Annotated in this window: 17 protein-coding genes and 1 pseudogene; 13 read left to right on the plus strand and 5 right to left on the minus strand. The window is 57.4% G+C overall.

Features of this window, described 5'->3' with window-relative positions; translation table 11 throughout:
* Positions 1-23 precede the first annotated feature (23 nt).
* Positions 24-1004: a substrate-binding domain-containing protein gene (locus tag ACFFP0_RS29440; protein WP_377265781.1), complete on the plus strand. Its 981-nt coding sequence runs from the start codon at positions 24-26 to the stop codon at positions 1002-1004.
* Between the two features lie 67 nt (positions 1005-1071).
* Complete coding sequence (locus ACFFP0_RS29445) at positions 1072-1965, plus strand: amidohydrolase family protein (RefSeq protein WP_377265782.1); 894 nt, start codon at positions 1072-1074, stop codon at positions 1963-1965.
* 577 nt (positions 1966-2542) lie between these two features.
* Here the strand turns inward: ACFFP0_RS29445 and ACFFP0_RS29450 are convergent.
* Together ACFFP0_RS29450 and ACFFP0_RS29455 are read right to left on the minus strand one after the other, a co-directional pair.
* Positions 2543-4237 (minus strand): FAD-dependent oxidoreductase, encoded by a 1695-nt coding sequence (locus ACFFP0_RS29450; protein WP_377265783.1) that lies wholly within the window; start codon positions 4235-4237, stop codon positions 2543-2545.
* A gap of 64 nt (positions 4238-4301) precedes the next feature.
* Entirely contained in the window at positions 4302-4712 is a 411-nt protein-coding gene (locus tag ACFFP0_RS29455; protein ID WP_377265798.1) for a MarR family winged helix-turn-helix transcriptional regulator, read from the minus strand.
* 368 nt (positions 4713-5080) lie between these two features.
* Here ACFFP0_RS29455 and ACFFP0_RS29460 point away from each other — a divergent pair, with 368 nt between their 5' ends.
* Both ACFFP0_RS29460 and ACFFP0_RS29465 read left to right on the plus strand, forming a co-directional pair.
* Entirely contained in the window at positions 5081-6496 is a 1416-nt protein-coding gene (locus ACFFP0_RS29460) for an aminomethyl transferase family protein (protein WP_377265784.1), read from the plus strand.
* Between the two features lie 127 nt (positions 6497-6623).
* On the plus strand, positions 6624-7517 hold the full coding sequence (locus ACFFP0_RS29465; protein WP_377265785.1) for a methylenetetrahydrofolate reductase: 894 nt from the start codon (positions 6624-6626) through the stop codon (positions 7515-7517).
* Between the two features lie 168 nt (positions 7518-7685).
* Here ACFFP0_RS29465 and istB read toward each other — a convergent pair.
* Together istB and istA are read right to left on the minus strand one after the other, a co-directional pair.
* Positions 7686-8452 (minus strand): annotated as a pseudogene (gene istB, locus ACFFP0_RS29470) (IS21-like element helper ATPase IstB).
* Between the two features lie 11 nt (positions 8453-8463).
* A complete protein-coding gene (gene istA / locus ACFFP0_RS29475; protein WP_377265786.1) occupies positions 8464-9975 on the minus strand; it encodes an IS21 family transposase in 1512 nt (503 codons plus the stop codon).
* A gap of 353 nt (positions 9976-10328) precedes the next feature.
* On the opposite strand from istA, the gene ACFFP0_RS29480 reads away from it, so the two are divergent.
* The 9 genes from ACFFP0_RS29480 to ACFFP0_RS29520 all read left to right on the plus strand — a co-directional run bounded on the left by ACFFP0_RS29480 (position 10329) and on the right by ACFFP0_RS29520 (position 18725).
* Positions 10329-11498, plus strand: coding sequence for an ABC transporter substrate-binding protein (locus tag ACFFP0_RS29480; protein WP_377265799.1), 1170 nt, complete (start codon positions 10329-10331; stop codon positions 11496-11498).
* A gap of 71 nt (positions 11499-11569) precedes the next feature.
* Positions 11570-12430 (plus strand): branched-chain amino acid ABC transporter permease, encoded by an 861-nt coding sequence (locus ACFFP0_RS29485; RefSeq protein ID WP_377265787.1) that lies wholly within the window; start codon positions 11570-11572, stop codon positions 12428-12430.
* Complete coding sequence (locus tag ACFFP0_RS29490) at positions 12430-13419, plus strand: branched-chain amino acid ABC transporter permease (protein WP_377265788.1); 990 nt, start codon at positions 12430-12432, stop codon at positions 13417-13419. The genes ACFFP0_RS29485 and ACFFP0_RS29490 overlap by 1 nt, the downstream gene beginning before the upstream one ends.
* Positions 13419-14165 (plus strand): ABC transporter ATP-binding protein, encoded by a 747-nt coding sequence (locus ACFFP0_RS29495; RefSeq protein ID WP_377265789.1) that lies wholly within the window; start codon positions 13419-13421, stop codon positions 14163-14165. Before ACFFP0_RS29490 ends, ACFFP0_RS29495 begins: the two co-directional genes overlap by 1 nt.
* Complete coding sequence (locus tag ACFFP0_RS29500; protein WP_377265790.1) at positions 14158-14862, plus strand: ABC transporter ATP-binding protein; 705 nt, start codon at positions 14158-14160, stop codon at positions 14860-14862. Before ACFFP0_RS29495 ends, ACFFP0_RS29500 begins: the two co-directional genes overlap by 8 nt.
* A gap of 345 nt (positions 14863-15207) precedes the next feature.
* Positions 15208-16092 carry a formyltetrahydrofolate deformylase gene (gene purU / locus ACFFP0_RS29505; protein ID WP_377265791.1) on the plus strand — a complete coding sequence of 295 codons (885 nt, stop codon included), beginning with the start codon at positions 15208-15210 and terminating at the stop codon, positions 16090-16092.
* Between the two features lie 287 nt (positions 16093-16379).
* Entirely contained in the window at positions 16380-17441 is a 1062-nt protein-coding gene (locus tag ACFFP0_RS29510; RefSeq protein ID WP_377265800.1) for a maleylacetate reductase, read from the plus strand.
* 100 nt (positions 17442-17541) lie between these two features.
* Entirely contained in the window at positions 17542-18381 is an 840-nt protein-coding gene (locus ACFFP0_RS29515) for a dioxygenase family protein (protein WP_377265792.1), read from the plus strand.
* Positions 18382-18392: 11 nt separating this feature from the next.
* Entirely contained in the window at positions 18393-18725 is a 333-nt protein-coding gene (locus ACFFP0_RS29520; RefSeq protein ID WP_377265793.1) for a hypothetical protein, read from the plus strand.
* A gap of 77 nt (positions 18726-18802) precedes the next feature.
* Here ACFFP0_RS29520 and ACFFP0_RS29525 read toward each other — a convergent pair.
* The coding region (locus ACFFP0_RS29525; protein ID WP_377265794.1) for a hypothetical protein at positions 18803-19065 on the minus strand (263 nt) is incomplete at its 5' end.

Consider the following 19065-nt stretch of genomic DNA (forward strand, 5'->3'; position numbering starts at 1 on the left):
GGCGTATCGGAGGAGGAACTGAAATGAAAACCAGGAAGAAGAACAGCCTTAGGGTTGCCGCAGGCCTGGCGCTCGCGGTGATTTTCGCGAACGCTCCGGCCGAGGCGCAGGAAAAGAAGACCGTGGCCTATCTGGCGCCGTCGCTCGACATCTCCTACTGGCAATGGGTCGGCTACGGGGTGAAGCAGAAGGCCCAGGAGCTCGGCATGGACTATGTCGAGTATACGTCGGAAAACTCGCCGGCCAAGCAGATGGACAATGCCCGCACCGCCGTCACCAAGGGTGTCGACGCCATCGTCATCGGTCCGGTCAGCTCGACCAGCACCCCGCCGCTGCTCGCCTATCTGAAGTCGCAGAACATTCCGATCGCCTTTGCCGGGATCGGTCCGCAGCCGGGCCAGACCGACTACACGTCGTCGGTGACCGCAAACAACTACGAGACCGGCAAGGCACAGGGAAGCTTCGTCTGCAAACTCGCCAAGGACCGCGGCGGCAACAAGGTCGGCATGCTGTCGCTGCCGCAGGACCGCGAGAACGCCCAGAAATACCTGAAGGGGGCAGAGGAGGCGTTCAAGGCGGATGGATGCACGCTGGCGCAGATGCTCGAGACCCGCGGCCTTACCGTCAATGAGGCTGTCACGCAGGCAAACGACATGCTGACCGCCCATCCGGATATCAAGGCGATCTACGGCATGTATGACGAGGCGGGAACCGGTGCCGCCAAGGTGCTCCAGACCCGCGGCCTCACCGGAAAGGTGGGGGTCGCGGTTGCAGACGGCAGCCCCACGACGATCTCGCTTTTGAAATCGAACGCGATCCAGGGCATCTTCTTTCAGGAAGCGGTCGGGCAGGGCATCGACGGTACACAGCAGGTCTTCAACGCGCTGACCAAGGCTCCGGTCAAGAAGGACCTGGCCCTGGTCATGCCGCTGGTCACGGCCGACAAGGTCGATTCACCGGAAGCCAAGGCCGTGATCGCCCGCGTCTTCCCGCCGGCCAAGTGATATGAAGCGGGTGCGGGTTCTCGACGCCGCACCCGATCCTTTTACCCATAGGGGCGGAATCAGAAGCATGGACCAGTTTCCCATCATAGATCCCCATTTCCATCTGTGGGATCTGGACAACAACTATTACCCGTGGCTCTCCGACGGCGTGAAGCCCTCCGCGTTCGGCGACTATACCGCGATCAACAGGACCTATCTGATCGAGGATTTTCTTGCCGATGCGCGCAACCAGAAGCTGGTCAAGGCGGTGCATCTCGATGTCGGCTACGATCCTAGCGATCCGGCCGGCGAGACGCGCTGGCTGCAGGCGGTGGCCGACAAACACGGCTTCCCGCATGGCATCGTCGGTTATGCGGACCTTCGCAAAAAGGATGTCGGCGACCTGCTCGATGAACACATGCAGTATGCCAACTTCCGCGGCATAAGGCAGTCGATGAATTTTCATCCCGATCCGGCCAAGACCTATCTGACCGAGGCGGAAGTCAGCCGTACCCCGGAATGGCGCCGCGGCTTCCGGGAACTGGCGCGCCGGGGCCTGAGCTTCGACCTGCAACTCTATTACTGGCAGATGGAGGAGTTTCTCGAACTGGCGGGCGACTTTCCGGATGTGCAGATCATCCTCAATCACACGGGCATGCAGGTGGATGGCCCCGAGCACTTCGAAGGATGGTGCAAGGGCATGAAGACCTTGTCCCAGGCCCCGAACGTCGCCTGCAAGATTTCGGGCCTTGGCATGGGCAACTCGACCTGGAGCACCGAAGAGATCCGGCCCTATGTCGAGGAGGCGATCGCTGCTTTCGGGGTGGAGCGCTGCATGTTCGCCTCCAACTTCCCTGTCGACAGGCTCTTTTCGAGCTACGACGCGATATTTAATGCCTTCAAGGAGATCACTAAGTCCTACGCGGAAGACGAGCGCAAGGCGTTGTTCCATGACAATGCAGTGCGGTACTATCGACTGTGAGTTTGATATATACCCAATCGACAAGGCCGTCGTGTCTGAAGTCTTGTCTATGAGGCGTCGCGAAGCGTAAGACAATGTAGATTGGACACGCCATATCTTCCCCAATATCTGCGGTGCCATCCTCCCGACCGAGCAGGCGCCGACGCTGCGTGCGGGCGACGTTCTCATCCTCGATAATCTGGGCCGCCCCCAAGAGTTCAAAGACCGAGGCCGCCATCAGGGGCGGTTGCATAGATGCAATTCTGCCATTTTATAGCCCCGATTCAACCCGATCAAGAAGAGGGCTTTTTCGAAGCTGAAGTTGCTCCTCAGAGCACGAGCGATCCGAACCATCGACGTCCTCTGACAAGCAATCGGCGTGCCAAAACTACTTCAAACCTGGTGACATTCTGGGCATGGGCAACAGTTCACAAATAGACGGTTTATCCTTACCCGTCCGCCCGGAGCGCTCGCCTTGCCCAGCAGCGACGGCGCGGTCTACCGCCAACGAAATCTAATCGAGTAGCGGACAGGCAACGATCCCCCATTCGCAGCGCAAATGAAAAATAACCGGTGGGTCTCACCCGGCGGTGTTGCGTCAATGTTCGTTGTTGGCTTGCGACGCGCGGTTTACAGATATCGTCTTTCCAAGAACGGTTTTGACGATGGTGGCGGCGTCGTGAATATCGGTGCCTCGCCAGGCCACAATTTGGTCGGGCCGGATCAACACGAGAGGCATCTCGTACAGTTCGGACAAGGCATCCACCTGCAGGTCTACAACAGTAAGATCGATCTTCTCCGCCGCACAGGCCGCGATCAGATTCTTACCGTTATTCGACGGATTTCCCAAGCGAAGAAGTGTCCACTCGAATCCGAAACGGTCGTAAAGAGATGTTTGACCATCAAGCCAAATATGAGGTGCCCTGCCTCCCGGCGCCGCCGTTGGCTGATAGGCGTCCGGCAGGTCCGCGCTTTCACGGTGACTTTCGGCGCAGATCACTGGAGAATGATCATAGCGAGCACCGAATGTAATACCTGGAATGTTGAATTCCGCACGGCCATGCGCTTCCAGGTATTCGCCAGCTTCGCGACGAAGATCGGCTCCGTGTTCGCTTTCATCTTCCAAATGAGATTTCGGGACATAGTTGCCGATCGATTCAGCAAACTTTTTGGCGAAACTGGTGTTGCGAACCGCGATAGACTGCCGTTCGGCTTCATAGGTGGCGAGTAGGCACGCCGGCGCGGAACCTTTTACAACGGCCGCAAGCTTCCAACCGAGGTTCACCGCATCATCGACCGCCGTATTGTAGCCCAATCCACCGGCCGGCGTGAAAAGATGGGCCGCATCGCCGCCCAAGAATACTCGACCGCTCTGGAATTTTTCCGCAACCAGCGCGTATCCCGCGTTCCATGTCCCCCGCGAAAGAAGCTCGACCTCAACGGGATGGCCCACAGCCGATTGGAATATTCTGACGGCCTGTTCGTCGGAAATATCCTCGTCGTTTTCTCCATTCTTCAACTGCGTATGGAAGGCAAACTCGCCTTGCCCGTCCACTGCGGCCATAAAAGCTCGGCGTTCTTGATTGAAGGCCACATTCATCCAGGCGGGCGGGAAAGGCACAACCTCGTAGAATTGGGGGCATCGAACATAAAGAGCAAACATCTTGCCCCCGAAGAAATCTCTTACTGCACCTCCATCTCCCTGATACCGGATGTCCAGGCTTTTGCGAATGAAGCTACGCGCGCCGTCGCCCCCGACGAGATACTTGCACCTGATCGTGCGAGTGGCATCGTTCTCAACAGCCTTGGCCGTCACAATGACTGCGGAACCGTTGTCCTCGAATTGCGAAACGCGCCAGCCGTAATTAACAGAGACCAGGTCCAGCGCTTGGGCATGTTGGCGTAAAATGCGCTCCACATATTTTTGGGAAACTCGATGGGGGAGTTCTGCGGCACTCCATGAGCCGGTCAGGGTCGACACCCTCTCCTTAGCCTCTTTGGCGGAAGGCAGCCGAAACCGAGCGAGTTCGTGCTTAGAATATCGCGTGAAATAAGCAATATCGGTGGGGAATTCCGCCGGCATTCCGAGAGCGCGGATCTCATCGGCAAATCCAAGCCGCCGAAAATGCTCCATCGTCCGGGCCTGCGTGGCGTTCGCTTGCGGATTGAAGGCGGTCGAAGGCTTCTCATCGAACAGGATGACGGACACGCCGCGCCTTCCCAGCTCGTTCGCGAGCATAAGACCGAAAGGTCCACCCCCAACGATGGCGACATCATAGTCTTCAATGTTCAAAGCATCCTCTCCAACTCTGACTGAGTTAGGGAAATTAGTAAGGACTCCGGACTATTGTCAACCGTTAAACTTTTTCTTCGAGGTCTTGTCCTTCGACGTATTTCCCGAGCGCTTCAACGAGGAGATCCACCATTGCGGAGCCCAATTGATCACGCATTTCTCTTTCGGCAAGCTCCAAGCTTTCATGAAAGGCTTCGAGCCATTCAAACCCCTTTTCCGTGAAGCACACGAGCTTCGCTCGGCCGTCGGTCGGGTCACGCCGCTTTTCAACGAGGCCCGTTTGCTCGACCTGATCGACCAACTCGCTCATCGATTGCTTGGTCAAGGAAGCCCGTTTTGCTAGCTCTGTAAGCCTTGTACCGCCCTCGTCAAGATTGCGCGTCAGGTTGATGTGTGCAGCAGTCAGTTCATCGTGCCCAGCTTTGCGAAGGCTTTCGATGATGCGCCCTTCAAAAATCCGCACGGCCTCGTTCATTCGACGGCCGATATTGTTTCGGCGCCAGGCATTCACAAAGATCATCTCTGACTTCCTCGAAAAACTTGCGTGTACGAATAGGCCTCTTGAACTGATTTTGCCAGCATTCAATCAAAGCCGTTGACAGCCAAACTAAACCGGCAATATGGTCAGGTATCCGAACAAAATCGGAGGATTTTGTAAAGCGCTTGCATCGGAGGAATCGTAAGCGTGGGTGTGGAGACCATGGCTTTGGCGGCGGCAGCTCATGCTGAACTGATTTTCCAACGTCATAGTCGTCTGAAAGAGATGTCTGTAGCTTTCACAAACCCGATGCTTGCGCCACGACGCTAGGCGAGGATCAATGGAATGAGGAGGATGAGAGTGCAATGGTGAAGGCAAACGGCGGAAGATCGCTCCAGGATCTGGTCGATGAAAAAGGAAATCTGGTCGATTATTTCCACAATGACACTGTTGCGCCGCATTACCGCGCGCGAACCGGTCTGACCGCAGCATTTATCCCTCTCGAGTTCACGAACTGGAGAGACGAGCAGCGCGCTTGGCGCGAGACTGCCATCCTTTTCGATCAATCCCATCACATGCCGGAGTTGATGCTGAAAGGCCCGGATGCCTTCAAGCTGTTGGAACGATTGGGCATCAACAGCCTGGCGAATTTCACGGCGGATCGCGCCAAGCAATTCGTGGCATGCACCCCTCGGGGCCATGTCATCGGCGATTGCGTTGTATATCGGCTCGGCGAAGATACGTTCGAACTGATCAGCGGCATGCCTGTCCTCAACTGGGTCCAGTACAATGCGGAAAAGGGTGGCTATGACGTCACCATCGAGCGCGACGATCCCACACCCTACAATCCGAAAGGCAAGCGCTGGTTCTACCGATTCCAACTGGAGGGCCCGCACGCCGGCCATATCTTCAACGAAGCCGTGGAAGGCGGCGCACCCGAGATCACCTTCTTCAGGACGGCGAGGGTGAAGATCGGAGGGTGCGAGGTCCTCGTCCTGCGGCATGGGATGGCGGGCCATCTCGGTGCCGAGTTGTCCGGTCCCTACGAGGACATGGATAAAGTCCGTTCAGCTCTTCTCCAGGCAGGTCTAAAACACGGTCTCAAGCAAGGCGGGACGAAGACCTATTTCAGCACTATTTTCGAGTTCGGCTGGATGCCTTACCCACTACCTGGCATCTACACGGGAGAAGAACTCAGAGACTTTCGCGAATGGCTCTCCGGCAATGGTTGGGAAGCCAACGCGCAGCTTGGCGGCAGCTTTATCAGCAACAACATCGAAGACTATTACGTGACCCCATGGGATATTGGCTACGGCCATATCCTGAAATTCGATCATCAGTTTATCGGGCGGGAGGCCCTGGAGGCGATGCCGGTCGACAAGCGCCGGCAAAAGGTAACCCTTGTCTGGAACCATGAGGATGTGACGGCCATCTTCGCGTCCCAGCTTGGCGCCGGGCCGCGTTACAAGGCTTTGGACATTCCCGTCGCCTATTATGGCTGGCCGCAGTTCGATGAGGTTCGAACTCCGGACGGGCGGCTTGTCGGACATTCCTGCCATTGCGGCTACAGCAACAACGAAGGTGAAATGTTGTCGCTCTCGATGCTCGAAAATGAAGCGGCGGTACCAGGCACGCAGGTGGTTCTCACGTGGGGAGAGCCGGGTGGGGGCTCCCGCAAGCCCCATGTGGAAAGGCACGTGCAATTCAGCGTTCGGGCCACCGTTGCTCCGGTACCTTATGCAAGCTCCGTGCAGAAAATGAAGCGAGCAGCAATCAGCTAGCAAAGTGCGGCTCGGCTCACCTACCGCGTCAGTCAGGTGAGCCGAGCGGCGAACCTTTGCCCCCATCCAGTTGTCAGAAGCCTTCACCTCGGGCCCTTGCCGCGGGGAAGGGATCGCCGCGACGACAATGGAACGGTACCACGATGAGATCCCGGCCGATGTCAAATCACATCTTCAGCACAGTATCCTGGACGGGTATACGCTTGAATTAACCGCCAAGGACGTGTCACAGCTTGACAGCATAGCCAGCAGTGTCCCGGCGCAGACGGTGATATCCGTGCCGTTCCTGCCGACCGAGCAGAACGCCGATCGTGTGGAGGCAGCCAAGGCCGTCCGCGATGCCGGGTTCGAGCCAATGCCGCACATCGCTGCGCGGCGCATGGGTTCGCGAGGCGATCTGGAGGACTTCCTGTCCAGATGGGCGGATCGCGCCGATATTACCCGACTACTTCTTCTCGCAGGTGATCTTGATCCTCCCAAGGGTCCATTTGTGGACACTGCTACGATTTTGCGTAGCGGTGTCCTGCAAGACTACGGCATAAAGCATGTGGCAGTGGCGGGCCACCCCGAAAAACATCCTGTCCAGAGCCGCGAGGTAATCTCGAAAGCCCTTCTCGACAAGCGCGACATACTCGAGAACATGAAGTTGGAATGGTCCATTTTCACGCAATTTGCTTTCAGCGCTGAGCCTGTCGTTTCATGGATCAGGCAGGTGCGGAGCAACGGGATAGACGTGCCTATCCATATCGGGATTCCCGGCCCGGCAAGCGTGAAAACCCTTCTGCGGTTTGCCGCTGTGTGCGGAGTTTCCGCCTCAACGGCAGTGATGAAAAAATACGGCCTGTCGGTTACCCAGCTGCTGACGAGTGCGACGCCGGACAGGCTTGTGGATCACTATGCAAATTCCTTGGTCGATGAAGCTTTGGGACAAGTGAAACTTCACTTCTATCCGTTCGGCGGCGTTCACAGGACAGTGGACTGGATCCGGTGCTATCAGGATCATTGCTCAGCGCCTTTTTAGTCAGGCCTGTCGACCAATATCGCCGTTCAAGATTCAATGTGGATGCGTATTCCGATGAAGCCGGCCACTCATTCCGATTTCATTCCGGCCAGCATTCCGATTTGAAGCCGGCCCTTTCTCGGACTGACCCTGGGTCTGTTTGATGTTTGGATCGGGTTTCGTTTCAGGTCAAGCGTGCGGTGTTTCAGGCACAATCGGCGAGCGCTGTTTTCGCATGCTTTCACCGGTGAGATCGATGCGATAGGCGTTGTGAACGAGGCGGTCCAATATCGCATCGGCGAGCGTGGGGTTTGCGATGATCTCCCACCAGCGATCCAGCGGCACCTGGCTGGTGACGATCGTTGAGCGACGCTCGTAGCGGTCTTCGATGATCTCGAGGAGATCGCGCCGCTGATCATCGTTGAGCTTTTCCGGTCCCCAATCATCGAGGATCAGCAAGTCGGTCTTAGCGAGAGATTTGAGGATCCGACCGTATCGCCCGTCGCCTCTTGCAAGGGCAAGTGTTGCGAACAATCGGGGGACGCGGTGGTAGGCGACGGAGAAATCCTCGCGGCATGCCTTATGGCCCAGTGCGCAGGCAAGCCAGCTTTTGCCGACGCCGGCCGGCCCTGTGACGAGGAGGCTGTGGTGCTTGCGGATCCAGTCGCAACCGGCGAGCGTCATGAACAGATTGCGGTCGAGGCCGCGGGCGGCACGAAAGTCGGCATTCTCGATCTGCGCATCATGGCGAAGCTTCGCAGCCCTGGCGCGGGCTTCGAAACGCTTCTGGCGGCGCATGGTAGTCTCTCGTTCGAGCAGGATGGCAAGCCATTCTCCATGCTCGCTCCATGCTCGAGGCCGCGCGCCTCTGATTGTGCGTCGAGCTCCTGGAAGGCTGTGGCCATGCCGTAAAGGCCGAGTTCGCGCAGCATATCGATGGTGGGATTGATCAGCATTGGTGTCTTCCTCAATGAAAGTAATCAGGGCCACGCAGATTGGCGTGATCGACGACGGCGGTCGGTTCGGTGGAATGGCGTGCGGCCTTGTGGTTGGCCAGGAGCGAAGCAATGCTTTTGCAGTTCAGCCCACCGATCTCGACGGCGCGGGCTGAAACGGCTTCGGCACGATTGCGTTCGATGTCGCGAAACAGGCGAAGCACACCCAGACACGTTCGAAAGCCCTGTTCGGGATGCGGACGACTGGCAAGGATTGCGATGACCAATCCTTCTGTCTGGGGACCGATGGATGCGCCCCAGCGTCGAAAGCGATCCGGTGTCCATTCGGCATAGCGCCGGTGGGAACTGGGCATATGATCCGGGTCGGTTCCATGGCGAGGACCGCCATAGCGGCGCTGATGCACGGCGACGCGCTTGCCGCGGTGGAAGATCTCGATGGTGCGTGCTGTCGCCCTCAGATCGACCTGCTGGCGAATGAGGCTGTGCGGTACGGAATAAAAGAAGCTCTTGAACTCGACGTGGTAATCCGTCGAGACGCGGACCAAACGCCATTCGGCAAATTCGTAGTCTTCGACAGGAAGGCTTGCGAGTGCGGTACGTTCGATACTCTCAAACAGTTGCCGGCGACTGACACCCAGCCGGCGCATGACGTGATCGTTGATGCGATCGAGTGCCTGGCTGATGGCGGCATTGGCCTCAGCCAGTGAGAAGAAAGTCTGATTGCGCAGCCGCCCCAAAATAGCGGACTGGGCGAAACGCACTCCATTTTCCACTTTCGATTTATCCCGCGGACGTTTTGGCCGTGCCGGAAGAACGCCGACGCCATAGTGGGAGGCCATCATGCCGTAGCTGCGGTTGATCTCGGGATCGTAAAAGCTGGCACGACTGACGCCTGACTTCAGATTGTCGGGAACGATCAGCCGGGGAACGCCTGCGAAGAAGCGAAACATCCGGACATGCGAACCGATCCAGTCGGGGAGCGTTTGTGTCCAGGTCGCCTCCGCATAGGTGAAGCTGGATGCACCGAGCACCGCCACGAAGATCTCTGCTTCGCGGATCTCACCGGTCTTGCGATCAACGATCGGGATCTTCTTGCCGGAATAGTCGACGAAGACCTTGTCGCCGGCCGCATGCTCCTGGCGCATCGTCGGCGAAAGCCGCTGTTCGAAACCGCGAAAGAGTTCACAAAAGCGACTGTAGCCGTAACCCTCGGGATGCGACCCACGATACTCCTCCCACAGGATAAGCAAGGTGACGCCAGGCTTCTTGAGCTCGACGGCAAGATCGGCCCAGTTCGGCTCGACGCGTCTTCTCGTGCCCTGTTTGACGCCGTTGCGAGTGAAGAGTTTGTTCGCAAGCGCATCGTCGGTCAGTTCGCCCGGCAAGGGCCAGCTCAATCCAACCGCTGCTGCGCGCTGCAGGTTATCCTGCACCGTACTGCGCGCTATTCCCAACACGACGGCAATCTCGCGGGAACTGGTCCCGCTTCCGGCAAGCCGCAGCATTTGTCGTAACTGTCTCATAGTCAGCCTTCTCTTTGCCGGCATCAAAATCCCCTCGTTCATCGAGAGGTATTTGATGCCAAAGTTGCTGACCCAGGGAGTAGTCTTCAGTGCCGAAAACTGGCCGGTCTTTGATTGGAACGGTGGCCGGCTTCAAATCGGAATGGTGGCCGGTCTTTGATCGGATTGCCGGCCGGCTTCACGTCGGAATCCGCAATGTGGAACCGGTCAAATAGCTAAATCATGGTATTTAATAGATTTACGCCAAATGTGGCACATTGACACATAGTACGGAAACCGTACTATCTTGACCTTGAGGAGGCTGGCGGGCGGCCAGCATGCGCACCGGACGTTTTTCCGGTTGGGAGGAGAGCATGAAAATAAGCAGGTGGGCAATCGGCGCATCGATTGCCGTAGTTACGTCTTTTCTTTGCACTGCGGTCAATGCGGAAACAATCAAAGTCGGCGTGATCGCCACGTTCTCTGGTCCCAATGCAATTTGGGGCAAGCAATTCCGGGAGGCCATCGACGTCTATGTTGCCCAGCACGGGGACGAAGTTGCCGGCCAAAAAATTCAATTCATCTACAAAGATGTCGGTGGCCCGAATGCCGATGCGAGCAAGGCCGCAGCCCAGGAGCTTCTCGTTCGCGAGGGCGTGAAATATCTTGCCGGCTTCGATTTCACGCCGAATGCCGTGGCGGTTGCGCCACTTCTCAAGCAGGCAAAAGTTCCCGCTGTAATCTTCAATGCGGGAACGTCGTCCATCAACAAGCAGTCCGACTATTTCCTGCGCAGCAGCTTTACGCTTTGGCAGATTGCGCAGCCTGTCGGCGAATGGGCGGCAAAAAACGGCGCGAAGAAAGTCGTGACAGCGGTTTCCGACTATAGCCCAGGCATCGATGCCGAAACCGCTTTCACGAGCGCTTTCGAGAAGAACGGCGGCACCGTGGTCGAGAAAATCCGGATGCCGGTCCAGACCACCGATTTTGCCCCGTTCATGCAACGCATCAAGAACTCCGGAGCCGACGGGGTTTTTGCGTTCCTGCCGGCTGGTCCTGCTACATTTGCGTTTACCAAAGCTTACAATGAGAATGGCCTCAAGGCCGCGGGCATATCCTTTTATGGTACGGGCGAGACGGATGAAACGACCATAGATGCGCTCGGTGACCAAGCTATCGGCCTCATTACTTCCTATCACTATTCTGATGTCCATGATTCAGCGTTGAACAAAAGCTTTGTCGCCAAGCTGCAGGAGCTTCACCCTGGTTCCCGGGCCAACATGGCGTCAGTTGGTGCGTATGACGGCGTCAACCTCATCTACAAGATGATTGCCGCCGCGGGCGGCGATGGCCAGAAAGCGATAAACGCAGCGAAGGGGCTGGAATGGGAAAGCCCGCGCGGGCCTGTCAAGATTGATCCTGAATCCCGGCATGTCATCCAAAACGTCTATATCCGGCGGGTTGAAAAAAATGCCGATGGCAAACTCGTAAATCGAGAGTTTGTAACGATCCCGAATGTTCCTGACCTGGGTTTCAATCCCTGACGGTCATGACGTGGCGGACGGTCGTCCGCCGCATCCCCATTCCGGTCGGTTCAAACATACAGGTAGCAAGAATGTCTGTCGTTCTTAGTATCCTCGTCGACGGCATAGCCTATGGCATGATCTTGTTCATGATTTCGGTTGGCCTCTCAATTACGATGGGATTGATGCGTATAATCAACCTTGCCCACGGCGGGTTCGCGCTTGTCGGGGGTGCTTTGGTCCATGTCATGACCATGCGAATGGGCATTCCATTCGCAGCGGCCTGTGCATTGGCGGTCATGGCGGTTGTGATCCTGTCTCTGCCCATGGAGCGTTTCGTTTATCGCCACATCTACGGCTTTAGCGAACTTGGGCAGGTATTGGCGACGATCGGAATCGTTTTCCTGATAATCGCGACCGTCAATCTCTTTCTGGGCTCCACTATCCTGCCGCAGGGCACACCAGCGATCCTTTCGTTTCCGATCAACCTGGGGTTCAAAACCCTTCCTCTCCATAGGGTCGTTGTCATCGCGACCGGGATCTTCGTTCTTTTGGCTTTGTGGCTTCTGATAGAAAAGACGCGCTTTGGCATCTGCCTGCGCGCAGCGGTGGACAACAAGGTGGCTGCCGCGTCGCTTGGCATCAACACGCCACGCGTCTATCTGAGCGCATTTGCAATCGGCGCCGGCCTGGCGGCGATAGGCGGCGTGCTCGGCGCGGAGCTCCTGCCGATCGAGGCATATTATCCCCTGCGCTACATGGTTCTGTTCCTGATCGTGGTTTCGGTCGGCGGGCTGGGTAGCGTTCTCGGCTCGTTCATAGCCTCTATTGGGCTCGGAATTCTTGACACGTTCGGGCGTTATGTGCTGCCCGACTTCGGCACCATCTTCTTCTTCCTCGCCGTTACCGCTCTGCTCGCCCTTCGTCCCAACGGCTTGATGGGGAGAGCCTGATGCAAGACCTCACTTCGCAGACATCGGCGCCGGGCGCGGGGTCGTTGACCGGCATGCTGGTCCCGGTTCTGGTACTGATCGCGGGAGCTTCGATAGCCTTTGTCCTATTCCCGTACGACCTGGCGTTTCTGACCCGGATCGTCATCATGATGATATTGGTCTTATCCTTCGACCTTATCCTTGGGTATGCCGGCATCGCCACTTTGGGGCACGCCGCGATGTATGGCTGCGGCGCCTATGCGGCGGGCCTCGTTTCCGTTCATTTGTCGCCGGATCCCCTTGTGGGCCTTGCAGTCGGAGCCTTGGCGGGAGCGGCCATCAGCTGGGCGTCCGGCCTCGTGCTCCTGCGCACCCACGGCATGACACTCATCATGATCTCCATAGCCATCACGATGATGCTTCAGGAGGCCGCTTCGAAAGCGCGGTGGTTGACGGGAGGTGCGGATGGCCTCCCTGGAATATCCGTTTCCCCGCTGCTCGGGTTCTTCGAATTCGACTTTGTCGGACAGGTGGCCTTCATCTACAGCGTTTGCGTTCTCATCGCCGTCTTCGTTTTTTGCCGGCTATTTGCGGGTTCTCCATTCGGGCTCGGCCTGAAAGGGATCCGCGAAAGTGCGAGCCGCATGCGTGCCATCGGCACGCCCGTGTATCGGCGAAAGGTGACCGTTTATGTTATTGCCGGGGGAATAGCCGGTATTGCCGGAGCTCTTGCTGCGCAAATTACCGGGCTCGTTGGCATCGAGGTTTTCAATTTCTCGCTCTCGGCGGACGTCATGGTCATGCTCATCCTTGGCGGGGCAGGGCGCCTGTACGGAGCACTTGTCGGGACTTTGATATTCATGTCGGTGCACCATGTCGCCGCAAGCATCGATCCGTTTAACTGGCTGTTTGTCATCGGCATCATGCTTCTCCTGGTCGTGTTCGTGTTGCCAAGCGGTCTCACCTCCTTGCCAGGGCGCGTCGCTCTTCTCTTCAGGAGGGGGATGTGATGCAAGGACTTGCAATACGCGAGCTATCCAAAAACTTTGGCGGCCTTCATGTCGCCCGCAATCTCAACGTCACACTGCCGCCCGGCTGCAGAACCGCACTGATTGGCCCCAATGGGGCGGGCAAGACAACGTTCGCCAATCTCCTAACCGGCGTCCTCCAGCCAAGCTCGGGAACCATTCACCTCAATGGAAACGACATCGGGAAATTATCCGAGTCGGCGCGCGTGCGGGCCGGAATTGCCAAGACGTTTCAGATCACGAACCTCTTCCGTGGTCTCACGGTACGTGAAAATCTGCGCCTCCCAATCCTCGAGCGCGAAGGTGGCGCCGCAACGATCTTCGGTCGTGCGGACGGATACCGGGATATCGAGGCCGAGATTGCTAAGCTTATGGATGAGCTCCACCTAACGCCTTTGGCCGAAAAGGTGGTGCGCGGTCTGGCCTATGGCCAGCAGCGTCTTGTCGAGCTGGCCCTTACCCTGGCACTACGGCCCAAGGTCCTAATTCTCGACGAACCCGCCGCCGGAGTGCCTACGACCGACAGCCATCTGATCGTTGCGGCCATAAAGCGGCTGCCGGCCGACCTATCGGTCCTCATTATCGAACACGACATGGAATTGGTGTTTGAAGTGGCCGACAAGATCATTGTTCTGGTGAACGGTGCGATCCTGATGGAGGGGACGCCGGAAGAGGTGACGAGAGATCCGAGGGTTCGCGAACTCTACCTAGGGGCCGGCCATGACTGAGGTTTTGCTTGCTCTCGATAATGTGGTTGCAGGATATGGCGAGACGCACATCATTCGCGACGTTTCCCTTCATGTCTCGAGAGGCGAGCGTATCGCGATCGTGGGACGCAACGGCGTCGGCAAGACGACTTTGTTCTCAACCATCATGGGCCAAACGCGACAACATTCCGGGACCATTCGACACCGAGGGTCCTCGGTTGATGGTCTGCAGCCTCATGAACGGGCCAGATTGGGTATCGGCATCGTGCCGCAGACGCGCGATATCTTTACGTCGTTGAACGTCGAGGAAAATCTCCTCGCGGGTTTGCGCAACGGCGCTTCGCTCCAGGACGCCTACGATCTCTTTCCCCGCTTGAAAGAACGGAGGTTGAACGGAGGCCGTCAGCTTTCGGGCGGGGAGCAGCAAATGCTGTCGATCGCCCGGGCTCTGGCTGCTCGCCCGGAGATCATCCTCCTGGACGAACCTCTCGAAGGATTGGCGCCTGTCATCTGCGAGATGCTGATGGACGTGTTCGGCAAGCTGTCTGCGCGGGGCCACACCATCGTGCTGGTCGAACAACACATCAAGCTTGCCCTGGAGTTCGCCGAAAGGGTCGTCGTGCTCGACCAAGGCAGGATCGTTCTCGAAGACAAGGCGGTGAACCTGAGATCCGACCGGACCGAACTGGATCGATTTGTCGGTATAACCGCGAGATAATTGGCATCGGGTTGGTAGGCCGTGATGCTGCTTGTGAAGATCATACAGCCACGAATATTTCCAGCCGGGATATGGGACATCGATCATGGGGCCAGAGCATGCTGACGGATCTCCGCATATATGCCGAACTATGCAAGCGTTCGTTCATATTCCACGCAATGGCGGGCTGGCCTCCAGTCCGAGTGGGGGCGTTTCGTCGGATGTCGAGCGTGAAATGGCGGTGATCGAACCTGGATGGCCGAAAACGAAAAATCCAAGGCGCAGACAGCAGAAGTTTGCCTGGGGTTACAGACTTCGATCCTCTCAAAAATCGGCCCCGAACGACAAATCAATTGAGGTGGAGATATGAAGAACTATGTTCTGACCGTATCCTGCAAGACAACGCGGGGCATTGTCGCAGCGATATCCGGCTTTCTGGCCGAGAAGGGTTGCAACATCATCGACTCGTCCCAGTTCGATGACCTCGACACGAGCAAGTTCTTCATGCGCGTCAGCTTCCTGTCCGAAGAAAGCGCCGAGCGCCGGACGCTGCTGGAAGGTTTCAAGCCGATCGCCGAGCGGTTCGGGATGGAATGGGAGATCTTCGACACCGACGAGCGGATGAAGGTTCTCCTGATGGTCTCCCGTTTCGGCCACTGCCTGAACGACCTGCTCTACCGCTGGAAGATCGGCGCGCTGCCGATCGATATCGTCGGCGTCGTCTCCAACCACTTCGATTACCAGAAGCTGGTCGTCAACAACGACATTCCCTTCCACCACATCAAAGTGACGAAGGAAAACAAGCCGCAGGCCGAAGCCCAGCTTCTCGATCTCGTCGAGCAGAGCGGCACCGAGCTCATCGTGCTTGCCCGCTACATGCAGGTCCTGTCCGACGGTCTCTGCAAGAAGATGTCCGGCAAGATCATCAATATCCACCATTCCTTCCTGCCGAGCTTCAAGGGCGCCAACCCCTACAAGCAGGCCTATACGCGCGGCGTCAAGCTGATCGGCGCAACGGCCCATTACGTGACGGCCGATCTCGACGAAGGTCCTATCCTTGAGCAGGATACGGTGCGCATCACCCACGCCCAGAGCGCCGAAGACTATGTCTCGCTCGGCCGCGACGTGGAAAGCCAGGTGCTGGCGCGCGCCATTCACGCCCACATCCATCACCGCACCTTCATCAACGGCAACCGCACCGTCGTCTTCCCGCCAAGCCCGGGTTCCTACGCTTCGTTGGGCATGGGCTGATCATGGGAATCATTATCGACGGAAAGAAAGCTGCCGCTTCAGTGATTGCCGAGGTCACAAAGACAGCGGCTTCGCTGGAGCGGAAACCAGCGCCAAGCCGGGTCCGGCGGTTGTATCGCCGGTATCCTGGTTGCCACCGCCGGCCGTCCGCAGATGGTGAATGCCGATACGGTGGCAGCGGTTTACGGAAGCAACGGAAGAACGTCGCAGTTTGCAATTTGACCCCCAGGCAATCTCGAACAGCGCCTGGGAACGAGGCGGCAGACGAGCTCATGAAGGATCAGACAATGTGGGAAACCTTTAGATATACAGGCAATGCGGCTCGAGTGATATTCGGGGCAGGGACACTTTCCCAGGTTTCCGCCGAAATTCGCAATTTGGGAGCAAGCCGCGCTCTCGTCCTATCGACACCAAATCAGCGAAGAGACGCCGAAAAGCTTGCCGTCCAAATCGGAGAGCTCGCCGTCGGCGTATTCAGCAACGCGGCGATGCACACGCCAGTCGACGTCACGATGCAAGCCATCGCTCAATTTGACAAAGTGGGGGCCGATTGCATCGTCGCTATTGGTGGCGGCTCGACGATCGGTCTCGGCAAGGCCATTGCCTATCGGAACAACGCTCCGCAGCTTGTCGTCGCAACGACCTATGCGGGCTCAGAGGTTACGCCCATTCTGGGACAGACGGAAAATGGTGTCAAAACTACCGTGAGAGCGCCGTCCATTCTGCCCGAAACAGTTATATACGATCCAGAACTGACCTACGGACTACCGGTTGCGATGAGCGTCACCAGCGGGCTCAATGCAATAGCGCATGCGGTGGAAGGCCTTTACGCGCAGGATCGAAACCCCGTCGCCTCGATGATGGCCGTTGAAGGAATTTCCGCTCTGAAGCGGGCGCTCCCCGCCGTGAGGTTGAAACCGGACGATGGCGCGGCGAGGGCAGACGCACTCTACGGCTCGTGGCTCTGTGGCGTTGTCCTTGGTGCCGTGGGCATGGCACTGCATCACAAGCTCTGCCATACGATCGGCGGCAGTTTCGATCTGCCTCATGCGGAAACCCACGCTATCCTGCTGCCGCATACCGTAGCGTATACCGAGAAGGCGGTATCTCAATTGCTCTCGCCTGTCGCGGCGATCTTCAACACACCCACGGCTGGCAAGGGTCTCCACGACTTCGCCGTCGGGCTTGGAGCGCCGCTTCGTTTGAGTGACTACGGGTTGACGCCGGCAGATCTGGACAAAGCTGTCAGCCTGGCCACGACCAACCCTTACTGGAACCCGCGTCCGCTCGAGACGAAACCTCTTCGCGAACTGTTGCAGCGGGCCTGGGAAGGCGCGTCTCCCGAGTGACACGCGCGTCGCCCGGAGAGGTCGATCGGATCGGCCCCTATCATCGTCCACGAAGATCACTTGCACCCGCGCACCAAAGCCATCGAAAAGGGAGAATGTCATGACGGAATATTTCACGGAGGATGCTTCTGTTGCTGCCGTCAACGATCGCATGGCGGTAGGCATTAACCCCCGCGTCAGGGAAGTGATGACCTGCCTGGTGAAAAACCTGCATGCATTTGTCAAAGAGGCCCGGATCACACAGGAGGAATGGGAGTTCGCGATTCGTTTCCTGACGGAGACAGGGAAGATCTGTTCAGATGAGCGACAGGAATTCATCCTTCTCTCCGATACGTTGGGCGTTTCCATGCTGGTGGATGCAATCAACAATCGCAGAGAAGAAGGTGCCACCGAGAATACGGTTCTCGGACCGTTTCATGTGGCCGATGCACCGCGGCGTGAGATGGGCGATTGCATCACGCTGGATGGCAAGGGCGAGAGCTGCGTTTTCGAGGGCAAGGTCGTCGATCTGAACGGAGTACCCGTCGAAGGCGCATCCATCGACGTCTGGTCCGACAACGCCGAAGGCTATTACGACGTCCAGCAGCCAGGAGTTCAGCCCCGGTGGAACAACCGTGGGATTTTTACTACCGGCGCTGATGGCTCCTATCGTTTTGTCGGCATCAAGCCCGTATCCTATCCAATACCGGACGACGGGCCGGTTGGAAAAATGCTCAACCAACTGGGCAGGCATCCATATAGGCCTGCCCATATGCATTATATCGTAACAGCGCTCGGCTTCCAGAAGGTCGTCACGCACACCTTCGTCGGCGATGACCGCTACCTGTCGTCCGATGCCGTGTTCGGCGTGAAAGCCACGCTGATCGCCCCCTATGAGTGGATAGGGGATAACCGAGCGATATGGCGGTCGTCCTTCGATTTCGTGCTCAATCCGGTTTAGGGAAGCCGAAGATGCCAAACTTGAAGATCTACTTGGATGACTCGACGTCGCCCGACGTTCGCAGGATTTTACAAGCACTTCTCGGGCCTGTGAGACATGTGCTATGCGAAGAGCTCGGTGTCGAAGCATCGGCCTGTCAATTGGCCTTGCTCTCCGTCGTTGGCATCGAGGGTCAGCCGAAGATCAACATTGAAATATCAGTCCTACCTAAACCCGATCGAACCACCGAAAAAATCCTCAAGCTGTCGAGGCGTCTTCAAGGCATGGTCGCAGAGGCGACTGCCTTGCACGCAGCCGTGCGGATAGCGACGCTTGACGCCTCCACCTATGTCGCCTCGAAGTAAGCAAGTTCCCTATGCACCAGCTTCGCGATGCAACCCGGCGGCCGGGAAGTTTGCTCATCGAGATGGACTGTGAGTGTCTAGATCACGTCCTGACGGCTGACCCGCGAAAACGGTCTTGCCATCGTATTGATGCCTTCAACGAGATTACCCAATCCATCAACACTGCCCAGAATGAGTTGAACGCGCATACGACCTGATCGCCGCGGAACTTTACTGTCAAGCGAAGTGAAGATTTGACCCCGTAGGCGAAACGAAGAACTGACCCCCTTCATTGATTTGCTGTTTCGCTTGTCTCGAGCGTCGTTCCGGCCTTCTGCAGAAGGCCGGAACGACGCTTTTC

Origin of the sequence: Neorhizobium puerariae, from assembly GCF_042429745.1 — a bacterium.
Taxonomy (GTDB): Bacteria; Pseudomonadota; Alphaproteobacteria; order Rhizobiales; family Rhizobiaceae; genus Neorhizobium; species Neorhizobium puerariae.

What these genes read in the sequence shown, in the direction of transcription:
- ACFFP0_RS29465 (WP_377265785.1), top strand. Translation starts at nt 6,624, where the DNA reads ATGGAACGGTACCACGATGAGATCCCGGCCGATGTCAAATCACATCTT.
- ACFFP0_RS29485 (WP_377265787.1), top strand. Translation starts at nt 11,570, where the DNA reads ATGTCTGTCGTTCTTAGTATCCTCGTCGACGGCATAGCCTATGGCATG.
- ACFFP0_RS29440 (WP_377265781.1), top strand. Translation starts at nt 24, where the DNA reads ATGAAAACCAGGAAGAAGAACAGCCTTAGGGTTGCCGCAGGCCTGGCG.
- ACFFP0_RS29460 (WP_377265784.1), top strand. Translation starts at nt 5,081, where the DNA reads ATGGTGAAGGCAAACGGCGGAAGATCGCTCCAGGATCTGGTCGATGAA.
- ACFFP0_RS29480 (WP_377265799.1), top strand. Translation starts at nt 10,329, where the DNA reads ATGAAAATAAGCAGGTGGGCAATCGGCGCATCGATTGCCGTAGTTACG.
- ACFFP0_RS29510 (WP_377265800.1), top strand. Translation starts at nt 16,380, where the DNA reads ATGTGGGAAACCTTTAGATATACAGGCAATGCGGCTCGAGTGATATTC.
- ACFFP0_RS29495 (WP_377265789.1), top strand. Translation starts at nt 13,419, where the DNA reads ATGCAAGGACTTGCAATACGCGAGCTATCCAAAAACTTTGGCGGCCTT.
- ACFFP0_RS29490 (WP_377265788.1), top strand. Translation starts at nt 12,430, where the DNA reads ATGCAAGACCTCACTTCGCAGACATCGGCGCCGGGCGCGGGGTCGTTG.
- ACFFP0_RS29520 (WP_377265793.1), top strand. Translation starts at nt 18,393, where the DNA reads ATGCCAAACTTGAAGATCTACTTGGATGACTCGACGTCGCCCGACGTT.
- purU (WP_377265791.1), top strand. Translation starts at nt 15,208, where the DNA reads ATGAAGAACTATGTTCTGACCGTATCCTGCAAGACAACGCGGGGCATT.
- ACFFP0_RS29455 (WP_377265798.1), bottom strand. Translation starts at nt 4,712, where the DNA reads ATGAACGAGGCCGTGCGGATTTTTGAAGGGCGCATCATCGAAAGCCTT.
- istA (WP_377265786.1), bottom strand. Translation starts at nt 9,975, where the DNA reads ATGAGACAGTTACGACAAATGCTGCGGCTTGCCGGAAGCGGGACCAGT.
- ACFFP0_RS29500 (WP_377265790.1), top strand. Translation starts at nt 14,158, where the DNA reads ATGACTGAGGTTTTGCTTGCTCTCGATAATGTGGTTGCAGGATATGGC.
- ACFFP0_RS29445 (WP_377265782.1), top strand. Translation starts at nt 1,072, where the DNA reads ATGGACCAGTTTCCCATCATAGATCCCCATTTCCATCTGTGGGATCTG.
- ACFFP0_RS29515 (WP_377265792.1), top strand. Translation starts at nt 17,542, where the DNA reads ATGACGGAATATTTCACGGAGGATGCTTCTGTTGCTGCCGTCAACGAT.